Source organism: Thalassotalea sp. HSM 43 (assembly GCF_004752005.1).
In the GTDB taxonomy this organism is placed as follows: domain Bacteria; phylum Pseudomonadota; class Gammaproteobacteria; order Enterobacterales; family Alteromonadaceae; genus Thalassotalea_A.
In genome coordinates this window covers 3,196,611-3,209,868 of the sequence record NZ_CP038493.1, presented here as the reverse complement: position 1 = coordinate 3,209,868, position 13,258 = coordinate 3,196,611, and the positions used below count along the sequence as shown (strand labels likewise).

Here is a 13,258-nt window from a genome sequence, read left to right as displayed (position 1 = left end):
CGACACCTACTGCTACAGTGCTTTAGAAATTTTCTCGACACTGTCTTTAGCATCGCCAAATAACATGTCGGTATTTTCTTTAAAGAACAGTGGGTTTTGTACACCAGCATAGCCGGTATTCATCGAACGCTTAAAGACAATAACTTGCTTTGCGTGCCACACTTCACATACTGGCATCCCGGCTATCGGACTGGTTGGGTCTTCAGCCGCCGCGGGGTTTACCGTATCGTTAGCACCAATAACCAATACCACGTCAGTGTCGGCGAAATCATCGTTAATTTCTTCCATACCCAAGACAATGTCGTAAGGTACTTTAGCCTCAGCCAACAGTACGTTCATATGCCCCGGTAAACGACCAGCCACCGGATGAATCGCAAAGCGAACTTTAATGCCCTTTTGCTGCAGAGCTTGGGTAATTTCATATACAGGATACTGCGCTTGTGCCACAGCCATGCCATAACCCGGCGTGATGATCACAGATTTGGCCTGCGATAATAATTCAGCGGTTGCTTCAGCACTGATCTCTCTGTGCTCACCGTAATCGACATCGCTGCTGGTTTGAACATCGGTTCCGAAACCGCCAGCAATCACGCTAATAAATGAGCGATTCATGGCTTTACACATGATGTAAGACAGAATAGCACCTGAGCTGCCCACCAATGCGCCGGTAATAATCAATAAGTCATTACCTAGCATAAAGCCCGCCGATGCGGCGGCCCAACCCGAGTACGAATTAAGCATGGAGACGACAACCGGCATGTCCGCACCGCCAATAGATGCGACCAAATGATAACCAAACACAAAGGCGATTAACGTCATGACGATAAGTGGGAAAGCGATACCGCCGCCGCCAACAAACTCAACCATCAGGTATATAGAAAATAACACCATGGCAAGGTTTAACTTATGGCGATGTGGAAGCATTAACGCCGCGCTGTTTACAAGACCACGCAATTTCGCAAACGCGACGACAGAGCCGGTAAAGGTTACCGCACCAATAAACACGCCTAAAAACACTTCAACATTATGAATGGTTAAACTTGCGCCTATCATCAACGGGTCATGCTCTAAAAAGCTATTAAAGCCAACAAATACCGCAGCTAGGCCAACAAAGCTGTGCAAAATGGCGACCAATTCCGGCATTTCGGTCATCTCAACCTTTTTGGCAAAGTGCAAACCGATAGCGCCACCTATCACCATACAAACAATGATAATGGCCACACCACTGACCTGCGGTGCAGCAATGGTCGCAACCAGAGCGATGGTCATACCGATAATACCGTACCAGTTACCTGCTTCGGCAGTTTCCTGCTTGCTTAAACCAGCAAGCGATAAAATAAATAATACAGCGGCAATGATATACGCTGCACTGATAATTCCTTCAGACATCGTCATTACCCCTCTTTACGAAACATTTTCAACATACGCTTGGTGACAAAAAATCCACCGGCTATATTGATGGTGGCAATTAACACCGCCACCCCAGCCAGTATTTGCACCAGTAGATTGTCACTGCTGACTTGCAATAATGCGCCGACAATAATAATGCCGGAAATGGCATTGGTGACACTCATTAATGGCGTATGGAGTGCGTGGGTAACGTTCCAAACCAAGTGATAGCCGACCACACAAGCGAGAACAAACACCGTAAAGTGCGATAAAAACTCCGCCGGAGCGACGTTTGCGACCCAGGTAAAACCAACGGCACCTAGCAACATAGCAAGGTATTTGCCAACACCAGGTTTACTTGGTTGCTCAACAACCTCTTTTACCAGTTCGGGTTTTACCACAGGCGGCGCGGCTGAAACTTGAATAGGCGGTGGTGGAAAGGTAACTTCGCCGTCTTTTACCACGGTCATATTGCGTAACACCTGATCGTCAAAATCGATGTCGATATTGCCGTCTTTGTCCTTACATAATAACTTCATCAAATTGACTAAGTTATTGGCATACAATTGACTGGATTGATTCGGTAAGCGAGACACAAAGTCGGTATAACCAATGATTTTCACTTGGTTTATTTCTATCATTTCACCGGGTTTGGTCAATTCACAGTTACCGCCACCGGGTGCGGCTAAATCAACAATAACAGAACCAGGTTTCATCAAATACACCATGTCTTCAAGAATCAACTTAGGTGCAGGACGACCAGGGATCATTGCTGTTGTGATGATAATATCAACGTCTTTCGCTTGTTCACGAAACAATGCCATTTCAGCATCAATAAAGGCTTGGCTCATTTCTTTGGCATAGCCATCGCCTGCACCGGTGTCCTCTTCTTCCTCGTAATCGAGTTCAAGGAATTCGGCACCCATACTTTCTATTTGCTCTTTTACTTCAGGTCGAGTGTCAAAAGCACGAACAATGGCTCCTAAACTTCCTGCCGTACCTATCGCCGCAAGACCTGCGACACCAGCGCCAATAATCATCACTTTCGCCGGTGGAATTTTACCGGCGGCGGTAATTTGGCCAGTAAGAAAACGACCAAAATGGTTGGTTGCTTCGACTACCGCGCGGTAGCCGGCAATATTTGCCATAGAGCTTAATGCATCCATGGATTGCGAGCGAGTCATCCTCGGCACCATTTCCATGGCCAGAGTATCAACCTGTTTATCTTTTAATTTGCTGAGTAATGCGTCGTTTTGTGCTGGCGCTATAAAACTAACTAAAGTGGTGCCATCTTTGAGCATATCGACTTCAGCATCGTTAGGCGGATTCACCTTCAATACTAAATCCGCCTGCCAAGCTGCGTTTGCATCAACAATGCCCGCTCCAGCTTCGCCATATACCGTATCGTTGAAACTTGCTTTATCACCGGCTCCGCTTTCGACAACAACATCAAACCCTAACTTAGCCAGTGCTTGAATAGATGCGGGGGAAACAGCGACTCGGTTTTCACCCTTGAGTGACTCCTTTGGAATGCCAATTTGCATAGAATGAACCTTTATTATTGTTACCCTGAAAGTTCAGGTTTGTTTACTCACATGTCAGGCCGTAACCCTATGTAAGCAAACAATTAAATGGACATAATTGTTGTTTTTCCTGCACAAAAAAACGCTTAAGCGCACAGAGCATTTTGCAGCATCCTCGATAATGCCAAGGTTTAAATCTGTAACCGCTTGAATTTATTAGTAACACTATTTTGTTGAAAAAAGAATCAAAGGCGTTAATTTTTTGTTAATTTAAGGGCATAAATTATGCAAATTTTAAATAAAACTGGCTTTTTAAATAAAAAGTACGTTATCTTTATTAATGTAAGCATATATTGATAACAAAAATATACATCCCTGATACCGGAGAAGTTAAGTAGCACTCGCCATACTGTGACTTGGGAAGTGAACATGGATATTCACTTTGTGCTAATGGATGCGTTTAATGAGCTAGGTATGAGAAAATTTGTTTTATTGCTTATGATAATGGTCAGTTATCCATCTCAGGCGTTTGCCTTAGATGAGTTAACCGAAGACAGTATTAATCATATAGCACAACAGTTTATAGATTTTCACCGCACTGAAGATGAAACCCTACTACAAAGCGTTATGTCTAATGACGTTCAAGTTACGGTTAATCAAGGTTCCAGCGGTTTTGGTTTCGTATTGCAATACGATCGTGGTGAGTATCTTGACTATCTTAAAAAAGGACATCGTAGTAAGACGCGAGTCGGTACCGATGTATCTTTCATTTCCTCTGAATTTTTAGGCAATAGAGAAGCCAAAATAATCATTCGTTACCGTTCTAAAAAGCTAAACAAATACGTTTGGATGGAAGGACTTATCGAATTGATTAATGGTGAACCTAGAGTTATTTCGGTCGACGAATACAACTAGAACACTGAGTATTTTAGCAAAACGACAGAGGCAATAAAGATAGTCAGTAAGACCATTATCGATTTTATCGTTAATGGTCTTTGTCAGTTCTAGACTTTGTCGATTCTCGTAAAGGTTAGCGTAGTATCAGCTTTTCTTAGTGTCAGTAAACCAATTCGACAGAGACAACAGTAAATAACTCACTGCTGCCGTTATCACAAACTGGCCTGCCATCAGCAACACCAGTTTAAGCCCCATATCTAGCTCTTCCGTGAATAACTTCATAAACAAAATACCAGGTGATAGTGCGATTCGATAGCCCGGCATATCGTGGTCAAACACAAACCAACTGAGCGCAAAAAAAACCGCACCAATTAGCATCGCCACAGCGCCTATAACAAGCGCCCAATGCTTTTTACGATAATGATTCATAACAACAGATTTGCGCCTTGTGTTGCTGCCAATTAGACATTAAATACGTTCTCAACAAGCACAAAGAACTCGATTTGATCGCTGTCACCGTCAAACGTCGATAGACGATAACTGTAATCAGACTGCTTGCCTATTTTGATCCAATGCCAACCTGCCGCCGGTATGTTTATATCATGCTCAAACTGGTCTCTACCAATCGCAAATTGGCCGCTTATATGTGCTGATTTTGAGAAATACACCAGCAACATAAAGTCACCGCTTGGTTTGTGAATAAAGCCACCGCCACCAACGCTGTCTCGCATTGATGGAAATACATGAAACGTGCCCAAGCGCAGTACTTTAGTATCTGCTGGGGTGATCATTAAAGCTCCCCCTGTCAACCTTGAGGCGAGCGCATCCATGTCATTGGGTAAGGTTAATTCAAAGGTGAAATCATTATTGACCGAGCTAATATGCACCAACTCTGGTGACGGCATACCAAAAATAGAGCCGGGAATCGCCGGAAACAGCAGATTCAAATCAGCTTCTGCGGGGTAATTGTCAATTTTCTCATAGGTGTAGGAATAGAAGCCGTAATCGAGTTGATAAGATTCGCTTTCCGGTTCGACAGTGTCTTTAGAGTTTGGTTGCACGGTACAAGCCGAAACCAATACACACGCTATTAGCCACAACGTAAATCGCATCTTCTCTCCTGGCGCTTTAATAAAGCTTCTATGGTGCTAACGCGGTTAGCAGTCTTTGTTATGCTTGTTAGGCAGCAAACGTGTCGACATAAATACAAACTATCAATACCTTAATGAAAGCGCAAAGATTGCTGCAAGTAAATATAGCGACTATCAAATAAGTGATAAACATAAAAAAGCGCCACATTGTCAATGACAATATGGCGCTATTACAGCGACTAAAGCTTACTTGCTTGTCTGCTCACCTTTGAGTTTTTCCCTAACGCTTTGTACAACAACGTAACATACAGGAATGATCACCGTACCGACCACTAGGGCCATCGTCATACCACCAAAGATGGTAAAACCAAGGGATTTTTGGCTAAACATACCAGCACCTGTGGCGATAACTAGCGGTATGATACCAACAATGAAAGATACACCTGTCATACATACCGCACGGAATCGGAGAATACCCGCCTGATAACCGGCATTATGAATGGTCTCTCCTTCTTCACGCAGATTCTTCGCAAATTCGACAATCAAAATGGCATTCTTAGCCGCCATACCTATGAGCAATATTAAGCCCACTTGTGCAAACAAGTTTAATGGCAAGCCGACGGCATTGAGCGCCCCTATCGCACCAAGCAGCGCTAGTGGTACAACCAAGATAATCGCAATAGGCACCGACCAACTTTCATATTGGCCGACCAAGAACAGGTAAATAAACACTAACGCTAACGCATAAGCGTAAATCGCCATGTTACCCGCTTCAATCTCTTGATAGGTCATGCCGGTCCATTCATATTGGAAGTTCTGTGGCAGAATATCTTTGGCAACCTGCTCCATCGCCGCGATACCATCACCTGAACTGTAACCCGGTGCTGCTGAGGCACGAATACTCAGTGAATTAAATAAGTTATAACGTTCACTGATGTCCGGTCCGTGAATATCTTCTACATCAGCAATGGTCGACATAGAGACCATCTCACCACGCTGGTTACGCACATACAGATTTCGAATATCGCTGATGTTTTGTCGACTATCTGGCTTGGCTTGCATAATGACTTTGTAAGTTTGGCCAAACTTATTAAAGTCATTGATATAAAAGGAGCCAAGTTGCGATTGCAGTGTCACAAATACTTCATCAAGATTAATACCTAAGGTTTTTGCTTTGGTACGATCTACATCCACCAAGTACTGCGGTACATTGGCTCGATACGTACTGTAAACATTGGTTAGTGCCGGATGTTGGTTCGCTTCAATAATAAACATATTAAGCACACGTGCCATTTCAGCATTTGATGCACCGAGTTTATCCTGAAGAATAAATTCAAGGCCACCAACGGCGCCCATACCCGGTACCGCTGGAGGCGGAATAGCAAACACTTGCGCCTCAGGTATCTCTTTAAATGCGAGGAAGTTCACCTTCTGGGTTATGGCAAAGACGATATCGGATCGCTCCGGTCGTTCATCCCAATGTTTAAGAACAATAAACATAACACCAGCATTATTTTGCGCTGCACCAGATAAGATACTGTAGCCTGCGGCAGAGGTAATACTTTCTACTCGATTATCTTGTTGTAATTGATCTGTGAGTTTATCCAATACTTTTTGCGTTCTTGCCAAAGAGCTGGCGTCAGGCAACTGCACGCTGACAATGAAAATACCTTTATCTTCTGGTGGTACAAACCCCGTCGGCGTCTTGGCAAATCCCCAGCCTAACAGCGCTAACATGGCACCCAAGGCAATCACAACAATAATGCTCTTGCGAATGAAAAATGCGACACCCGCACCGTATTTGTCACGGATAAAGTCGAACATCTTATTAAATTTCTTAAACCAACCTGCCTGTTGCTCTTGGCGCTTTAATAACAATTTACACAAAGCTGGTGACAAGGTAAGTGCATTGAGTGAACTAAACAAAACCGCCACACAAATAGTCAACGCAAACTGACGATACATAATACCCGTTAAACCAGGCAACATGGCGACAGGAATAAACACCGCCAGCAATACCAAGGTCGTCGCAACGATAGGCCCACTGACCTCTTCCATGGTTCGTGTTACCGCCATTTCAGGGGTGATATTAGGATCTTCATCGAGATGCCGTTCGGTATTTTCGACCACTAAGATAGCGTCATCGACCACCACCCCGATGGCGAGTATCAAACCAAATAAGGTTATGGTGTTTATTGTCATCCCAGATAACAACATCACCGAAAACGTCGCGATTAATGAAACCGGGATCGCCACGGTAGGAACCATGGCTGCACGCACGCTGCCAAGGAAAACGTAGGTGATGATGATAACCAAACCAACCGCTTGCAACAAAGAAGAAACCACTTTGGCAATTGAGGTAGCAACATATCGTGTCGTGTCATAACCTATCGAGTAAACCAATCCTTTTGGAAACGATGGCGCTGCTTGGGCCATCATTTCTTTCACTTTTCGACCTGTCTCTAATGCATTAGCACCAGGTAACAGATACAAGGCAACCATACTTGCTGGATTACCGTCCACTTTCGTATCTATCGAGTAGTCTTCCTGACCCAACTCAATTTTAGCGACGTCTTTTAATGTGACTAAAGAGCCATCAGAGTCAGCCCTTAAAATAATGTCCTCAAACTCATCGACTTCAGTCAACTTACCCTTAACTTGTAAGGTATAACTGGTTTGCACGTCTGAATCATAAGGTGGCGAGCCGACGGTACCGGCGGCAACTTGAATATTTTGTTCGCTTAATGCCGCTTTAATATCCGACGGCGTGACTTTTAAACCCGCCATTTTTAGAGGATCCAACCAAATACGCATCGAATAGGCGGCCTCGCCCATGATGGTTGCATCGGAAATACCATCAACCCGCTTTAGCGCGCTGAGGATATTAATTTTTACATAATTGGAAATAAATGGGCGATCGAACTCGCCATTTTCAGAATAAACATTGACCAAAAACAACATATCAGGCGATTGTTTTTTCACTGAGATACCGACCAGACGTACATCTTGCGGCAACTTAGGCTCGGCCATAGCAACCAAGTTTTGTACGCGAACTTGCGCCATATCAGGGTCGGTACCGGTCGCAAACGTCACCGTTAACTGGTAACTACCGTCATTGGAGCTCTTTGACTGCATGTAAATCATGCCTTCAACACCATTGACCTGATCTTCAATGGGTTGTGCTACGGTTTCTTTAACGACAGACGACGAGGCGCCAGTATAGTTAGCATTAACAACCACTTGCGGCGGTGCGACATTTGGGTATTCAGATACAGGTAAGTTGATACCGGCAATGGTACCGCACAGAGTAAGTACGACCGCGATGACAAGCGCAAGCTTGGGGCGGTTAATAAACGTTTTACTAAACATTGAGCACCTTATGATTCAATAACAGATACAGAAGATGCTGCTTGTTCGATGTCATCCATGTGAATGGCTTTAACTTGCAGCCCATCCCTGACACGCTGCACACCACGAATAATCACTTGGGCGCCAATTTCAAGGCCAGTTTCAACAATCACTAAGGTATCGACACGACGCCCTAATTGTACGTTAACACGGTTAACGACACCTTTTTTATCAACCACCAAGACATAATCGCCTTGTTGATCAGACTGCACTGCCATTTGCGATATCATCGGCGTATCAACCGCAACAGGCACCTTAATATTGACCGTTACGTATTGCCCTGGTTTTAAAATGCCATCAGGATTTGGTACCGACGCTCTGACTTCCATTGAGCCTGTTTCAGGGTTTACACGGTTGGAGACAAAATTAATGCTGCCTTGATGTTCGTATATATCGTTTGCTGAAAAGGCGATTTCGACAATAGCTTTTCGCGAGCTTTTGCTTACTTCACCACGTTGCATTTTACGAACCATTCTCCAATACACTTTTTCGCTGACTTGGAACGGAATTTCCATAGTGTCTTCAGCAACAATGGAGGTTAATGACCCCACATCAGGACCAACCAAGTCACCAGAGGTAAATTTAGAGCGGTCAATCTTACCGCCTATTGGTGCGTGAATTTCGGTATAATCAAGGTTTACCTGAGCATTTCGTAAATTCGCTTTGGTCGCCTCTAATTGTGCGTTTGTTTCGGAAACTTTTGATTCTAACTGATCCAATTCGGACCCTGAGATATAACCATCAGGCGCAAGCTCTAAACCGCGATTATAATTCTTGCGAGCGATATCAAGCGCTGATGATGATTTGCCAACTTCTGCCTGTGCTTGGTCGTATTGAGCCTTCAATTCATCTTGATTCAAGGTGTACAGTACTTCGCCTTCGGTGACCATAGCCCCCTGCTTAAAATGTACTTTTTCGATCGGTGCTTTAACACGAGCAATAATTTCAACATCACTGACCGCTTCAAGTCGGCCAACAAACTCTTCGCCGCCTTGATATGGGTAGGTTTTAACGTCTTGCACGACCACCTCAATCTGCTGTTGGGCCCGTTGTTTTTGGTCGCAAGCGGATAATGACAGCACGAGGGATGCAGAAATACATAACACAGAGATAGCTTTCTTCATTGTTATTCCTGATAACTATTGGATTACAATTAATTAGTATAGATGACAATGATACATTGACGAGCATCAAATTCACCTTTGTTTAGTGTAACGTTTTGTTATCAGGAGGAAAATACAATTCAGTAAAGTCGTTAATGTATTTTAACAGGCACAAAAAAAAGGACTTGGGACTAAGCGTTTTTACTTAGCCCAAGCCCTTTTCGAGGGAGGAGGGGGGTTTATTTAGGGGTTACCAGCTACGCATTTTATGGCCTTTTACGGCGTAATAAAGGATAAATAAGTAACACGGTAAGCCTACCCAATAAGCAAACTGCGTACTGCCACCTTCGGCAACAAAGCCAAACAATAATGGTAATAATGCACCACCGGCAATACCCATAATCAACAACGCAGAGCCTTGCGCCGTGTATTTACCAAGACCTTCTAAAGCCAGTGGCCAAATTGACGGCCATACCATGGCGTGCGCCAGTCCCATCAAGGCAACAAAGGTTACGGCATCAGGGATCACTGGAATACCACTCCAGCCCCATAACACATCTGCAATAGCGCTACTTTGAGTGGACGCGGTTGTGGCGCCAATAACACATAAAATACCGGCGATAGACGATACCACTAGAGCCTTTTCTTGAGAGGCATACTTTGGAATAGCGATGATACCTAAGATATAGCCGATAACCATACAGACCATGGTATATGAGGTTAAGCTGGCAAAGTGTTCAACGCCAATGCCAGAGCCAAATAAGCCTATGGTGTCTGCGGCGATTACTTCGATACCCACGTAGGCGAATAAAGCAAGGGCACCAAGAATGGCTTGTGGATATTGTAAAATGCCAGATTTGTCTTCTACGTCATTGTCACTTTCTTCAAACTCAATCTCAGGTAGCGATGAATATTTAACTAGCGCAATCAGACCCGCCAAGACAATAGCCATATAAATGTATGGTGTAATAAGGCGATTTGATAGTGCCTCAATTTGGTCAGCACGAGTTTGTGCGTCGAGACTTGCCATGTACTCTTCGGAAAATTCACCCATGCCTGACAAGATTAATGCGGTGAATAAAATCGGCACGATAACACCAGCGCATTTATTGACAATGCCCATGATTGAAATACGCACTGCTGCGGTCTCTTTCGGGCCGATATGAACGAGATAAGGATTTGATGCGGTTTGCAGTATGGTTAAGCCAGTACCCAAAACGAACAAAGCCGTTAGGAAGATAAAATAATGGCCTGTTTTTGCCGCAGGGATAAATAAAATGGCACCGACAGCCATGATCGCCAGACCAACGGCCATACCATTTTTGTAACCGGTGCGACGCAGTATACCGGACATAGGCAAGGCCATAACGGTATAGGCGATATAGAACGCAAAGGTGACAAATAATGCCTGAAATTCATTTAAATCACAGATGATTTTTAAAAACGGGATAAGTGAGCCGTTAAGCCAGGTAACAAAGCCGAAGATAAAAAACAGCACGCCAATGATTACCATCGGCAGCAAGCTGTTCGCCTGTTGTTGAGTCGCAACTTTTGAAGTCATAGATTCGCCTATTTAAAGTACCGGGATTTTCTGAGCCCTATGCCCTGTCCCTTTTTATTGTTATTAATATGTTTTATTTAAATTCTTTATACGCTGGTTTTGTTTATATCCATGCTCAAGATTGAGCTGCACCGGTGAATACTTGCTCACCCGCAATATATGTTTCTAACACGTTTAAGTTATCATCAAGGATAACCAAGTCAGCTCGCATACCAACTTTCAAGCTGCCGTATTGCGCTGCTTTGCCTAAAAACTCTGCAGGATAACGTGACGCCATATTTAATGCCTCACCAAGCTCTATACCGACGTTATTAACGGTGTTTGCTACCGCTGATGCCATATCAAGACATGAGCCTGCCAATTCGCCAGTCGGCGCATTTAAGCGATCACCGGTACGAATAATATCAACACCGAAGAACGGAAAGCTTTGTTCGTCTGTGCCTACCACCGACATAGCATCGGTAACTAACATCATTTTACCTTGCGCTTTAGCACGGATAGCTATCGCTGCGGACTGATAATGCACATGATGTCCATCGACAATCAGACCGCACCAGGTCGAGTCATTTAGTAATGCAGCGCCAACCATACCTGGTTGACGAGAGGTAAATGCTGACATGGCATTAAACAAATGGGTGAAGCCAGTCGCTCCAGCATCAGTGGCTGCTTGCACCGTGTCAAACTCAGCGTTGGAGTGACCAAGACATACTTTAACGCCTGCCTTCACCAGAGTTTCAATATCACTGGTTGCAACGTTCTCGGGTGCAAGGGTAACGATAACCTGCCCTAAATCCTGACGAGTAAAAATCGCCATTTCTTGCGCGCTAATAGGACGGATAAATTCGGGGCTATGTACCCCTTTTTTAGCAACCGATAAGTGCGGCCCTTCAAAGTGAACGCCTAACACACCTGCCGCTTGAGTGGCGATCGCTTCAGCTATTGCATCGGCGGCATCTGCCATAATCGCCACATCGTCGGTAATTAAGGTCGGTAAAAAGCCCGTGGTGCCATATTGGGCATGGGCTTTGCCTATGGTGATGATGCTGTTAACATCGGTGCTGCTATTAAATAATGCGCCACCGCCACCATTGACTTGCACGTCAATAAAACCAGCCACCATAGTGCCACTCTTAAGCGCTTCGGATTCATTAGCGGCTTCAATAGCGACAATTTGGCCATGTTCGATAACGACAACAACATCTTGATGAAATTGTTCACCGTCGTAGAATTTTTCAATGGCAATACGCTGCATGATGGCTATCCTTTCTTGCGCTACAGAGTTTGGGTAACTTTTTTCAAGCCTTTCGGCTCATCAGGATTAAAACCTTTGCTCACAGCAACGTGCTCTACATCCAAATAAAAACGTTGTAATACTAACAATGGTGCCAGTCTTGGGTGCATATCGGCAACAATCTGGTTTAGGTGAATAACATCGGCCCCACGACTTTTTACTTCAGCAACTTGTTGTTGATGCGCGTCTTTTGATTCATCATTTACCAAACAATCGACAATGGTTAGTTGCTGCTCAACTAAGGTAACTGGACCGTGTAAAAACTCCGCACTTGAGAAGGCTTCGGCATGAATCGAACAAACTTCTTTTAATTTCAGCGCAATCTCTTTAGATACCGCATAACCTAAACCACGCCCCAGCACGACTAAGTTACGAGTGTTTTGCAAAGACTCGGAGGTCAATTGTACTTGGCTATCAACCGCCGCTTGCAAACCGCTTGGTAATTGCTCTAAAGCGTCAACTAAAGATGTATTATCAGTCCAGTGCGCCGTCAGTTGCAATAATGCCGATAAGGTTGCTAAGTAACTTTTCGTGGCCGCGACAGATTTTTCAGGACCGGCTCTAAGCGGTAACACATCGTCGACCAACGCCGCCAATGGTGAGCTTTCATCATTAACTAAAGCAACAACATAAGCACCGGCGTCTTTGGCCATTTGTGCTTGTGAAAGAATGTCAGGGCTGCGACCTGATTGAGAGATAACGATGACAAATGCGTTGGCGAGCTGTAACGTTTTGCCATATACAGAGGCAACCGATGGCGCCGCTGCAAATGTTGGAATACCGGCTTCAATTTCAATCAAATACTTGGCGAATACACCGGCATGATCTGACGAGCCACGACCTATGATCATCACCATCTTCGGCGCAAATTCAGTTAATTTGGCACCTATTTTTGCAGCGATAGGCGCGTTTTCATGAATCTGTTGCTTTATAACGTCTGGTGCTTGTTTTGCTTCTTGTTGCATTAAAGAGATCATAGTGTCTTCCATAAAGTA

10 protein-coding genes are annotated in these 13,258 nt (G+C 44.3%); 1 reads left to right on the top strand and 9 read right to left on the bottom strand.

The window, feature by feature from the left end; genetic code table 11:
• Nucleotides 1-12 precede the first annotated feature (12 nt).
• Together pntB and E2K93_RS14035 are read right to left on the bottom strand one after the other, a co-directional pair.
• Nucleotides 13-1,389, bottom strand: coding sequence for a Re/Si-specific NAD(P)(+) transhydrogenase subunit beta (gene pntB, locus E2K93_RS14040; RefSeq protein WP_135439700.1), 1,377 nt, complete (start codon nt 1,387-1,389; stop codon nt 13-15).
• Between the two features lie 5 nt (nt 1,390-1,394).
• Nucleotides 1,395-2,933 (bottom strand): Re/Si-specific NAD(P)(+) transhydrogenase subunit alpha, encoded by a 1,539-nt coding sequence (locus tag E2K93_RS14035; protein WP_135439699.1) that lies wholly within the window; start codon nt 2,931-2,933, stop codon nt 1,395-1,397.
• A 408-nt stretch (nt 2,934-3,341) separates the two neighbouring features.
• Here E2K93_RS14035 and E2K93_RS14030 point away from each other — a divergent pair, with 408 nt between their 5' ends.
• A complete protein-coding gene (locus E2K93_RS14030) occupies nt 3,342-3,827 on the top strand; it encodes a hypothetical protein (RefSeq protein ID WP_135439698.1) in 486 nt (161 codons plus the stop codon).
• 126 nt (nt 3,828-3,953) lie between these two features.
• On the opposite strand, the gene E2K93_RS14025 is transcribed toward E2K93_RS14030, so the two are convergent.
• The 7 genes from E2K93_RS14025 to nagB-II all read right to left on the bottom strand — a co-directional run bounded on the left by E2K93_RS14025 (nt 3,954) and on the right by nagB-II (nt 13,240).
• Nucleotides 3,954-4,238: a hypothetical protein gene (locus E2K93_RS14025; RefSeq protein WP_135439697.1), complete on the bottom strand. Its 285-nt coding sequence runs from the start codon at nt 4,236-4,238 to the stop codon at nt 3,954-3,956.
• 32 nt (nt 4,239-4,270) lie between these two features.
• The gene (locus tag E2K93_RS14020) at nt 4,271-4,921 is read right to left on the bottom strand and encodes a hypothetical protein (RefSeq protein WP_135439696.1); all 651 of its coding nucleotides are present in this window, start codon (nt 4,919-4,921) and stop codon (nt 4,271-4,273) included.
• A 225-nt stretch (nt 4,922-5,146) separates the two neighbouring features.
• Nucleotides 5,147-8,269 carry an efflux RND transporter permease subunit gene (locus E2K93_RS14015; RefSeq protein ID WP_135439695.1) on the bottom strand — a complete coding sequence of 1,041 codons (3,123 nt, stop codon included), beginning with the start codon at nt 8,267-8,269 and terminating at the stop codon, nt 5,147-5,149.
• A gap of 8 nt (nt 8,270-8,277) precedes the next feature.
• Complete coding sequence (locus E2K93_RS14010; RefSeq protein ID WP_135439694.1) at nt 8,278-9,432, bottom strand: efflux RND transporter periplasmic adaptor subunit; 1,155 nt, start codon at nt 9,430-9,432, stop codon at nt 8,278-8,280.
• Nucleotides 9,433-9,661: 229 nt separating this feature from the next.
• Entirely contained in the window at nt 9,662-10,972 is a 1,311-nt protein-coding gene (locus tag E2K93_RS14005; protein WP_135439693.1) for a sugar MFS transporter, read from the bottom strand.
• 115 nt (nt 10,973-11,087) lie between these two features.
• Nucleotides 11,088-12,224, bottom strand: a complete 1,137-nt coding sequence (gene nagA, locus E2K93_RS14000; protein ID WP_135439692.1) for an N-acetylglucosamine-6-phosphate deacetylase — start codon at nt 12,222-12,224, stop codon at nt 11,088-11,090.
• A 20-nt stretch (nt 12,225-12,244) separates the two neighbouring features.
• Nucleotides 12,245-13,240 (bottom strand): glucosamine-6-phosphate deaminase NagB-II, encoded by a 996-nt coding sequence (nagB-II, locus tag E2K93_RS13995; protein ID WP_416316097.1) that lies wholly within the window; start codon nt 13,238-13,240, stop codon nt 12,245-12,247.
• Nucleotides 13,241-13,258 lie beyond the last annotated feature (18 nt).